At 77.0% G+C, this 1,546-nt stretch carries 1 pseudogene; it reads right to left on the bottom strand.

The window, feature by feature from the left end:
* A pseudogene (locus tag DVA66_RS20265) lies at positions 1–1,546 on the bottom strand (exodeoxyribonuclease V subunit gamma); the annotation flags it as partial.

The raw sequence follows: 1,546 nt of genomic DNA, 5'->3' as shown, positions 1-1,546 counted from the left end.
CGCGGGGCCAGGCTGGCCCGGGCGCCGCGCAGCGCCACCGGGTCGAAGCTCAGCGGCGGCCCGCCGCCGGCCGACGGCAGGAAGTTGGCGGGGGAGAACGGCTGCAGCGGGTGACGCACCCGGATCCGCTCGCTCACCGGGGGGCCGTCCTCGTGCCGCGGGCGGACCGTCTCGTCGACGGCGTCCAGCAGCTCGCGCAGCGGCACCGCATCGGGTCGCCGGGCGCCGGTGCGCGGGTCGGTGCCGCCGTGCACCACCACCAGCGTGTCCCGGGCTGCGAGCACGGCGTCCAGCAGCAGCTGGCGGTCCTCGCTGACCGGGTCGCGATCGCCCACCAGCGGCGCGCGGGCCAGCACGTCGTCGCCGTCGACGCCGCCCGGGCGGGGGAAGACGCCGTCGTCGAGGCCGAGCAGGCAGACCACCCGGTGCGGGACGGCGCGCATCGGCGACAGCGTGCACATGGTCAGCGCGCCGGTGCGGAAGCTGCCCCGGGTCGGGCGTCCGCGCAGGTCGTCGTCGAGCAGCCCGCGGAAGTCGGCCAGCGACAGCTCCGGGGCCCGTTCCGGGTCGAGATCGGCGACCAGGTCGGCGAGCTGGGCGAAGGCGTGCCCGAGCTGCCACTGCTCGTCGGGGCCGACCGCGACCAGCGACTCCAACGTCTCCCGGGACGCCGCCACCCACCCGGTGATCGGCTGCGGCCGGGAGAAGGCGGTGACGGCCCGGCGTACCCGGCTCACCAGCTCGGCCAGCGAACCCACCAGCTCGACCTCGGAGGAGTCGACGCCGTCCAGCGGCAGCACGGTGCCCAGCACCGGCTGGCCGTCCTCGCTCATCGCCACCCCGGCCAGCATCCGGGCCAGGCCGGCGGCCCAGGTGTTCTGCGGGAACGCCGACATCCCGAACTGCCCGCGGTGCAGGTGGTCCAGCCCCCAGCGCACCCCGGACTGCTCCAGCAGCTCGGCGATCCGGCGGTGGTCGTCGGTGCGGAAGCGGAACCGGCGCGCCACCGCCGGGGCGGCGGCCAGGTCGGCCAGCGCGGTGCCGGGGGCGCGGGAGACGGTGAGGTCGAGCACCGCCACCAGCAGCTCCAGCAGCGGGTTGACCTGGCGCAGCGAGCGGTCGGCCAGCCGCACCCGCAGCCGGTGGCCCGGGTGGGAGGTGAGGTCGGCGTCGTGCACGGCCAGCCCGAAGCCGGCCTGGATCAGCGGCGCGTAGGTGTCGATGTCGGGGCACATCACGACGACGTCGCGGGGCTCGAGGGTGGGGTCGTCGGCGAGCAGGCCGAGCAGCACGTCGCGCAGCACCTCGACCTGCCGGTCGGGGCCGTGGGAGGAGTGCAGCTGCACCGAGGTGTCGTCGGTACGCCACACCGCGCGCTCAGCGGGCGGGCGCGGCGGTGCGTCGGCGAGGACGTCGGCCTGCAGCCGCGCCAGCAGGGTGGTCGGCTCGGCCGGCGGGGCGGGGTGGTCGACGTGGCGGGCGGGGACGGTGGCCAGCACCCGGCGCAGCTCGCGCTGGTCGCGTCCCAGCCGGTCGGTCAGCCGGT

This window comes from Desertihabitans aurantiacus, assembly GCF_003344635.1.
GTDB lineage: Bacteria > Actinomycetota > Actinomycetes > Propionibacteriales > Propionibacteriaceae > Desertihabitans > Desertihabitans aurantiacus.
Note: the sequence above shows the minus strand (reverse complement) of the source record. Positions and strands in the feature narration are given on the sequence as shown.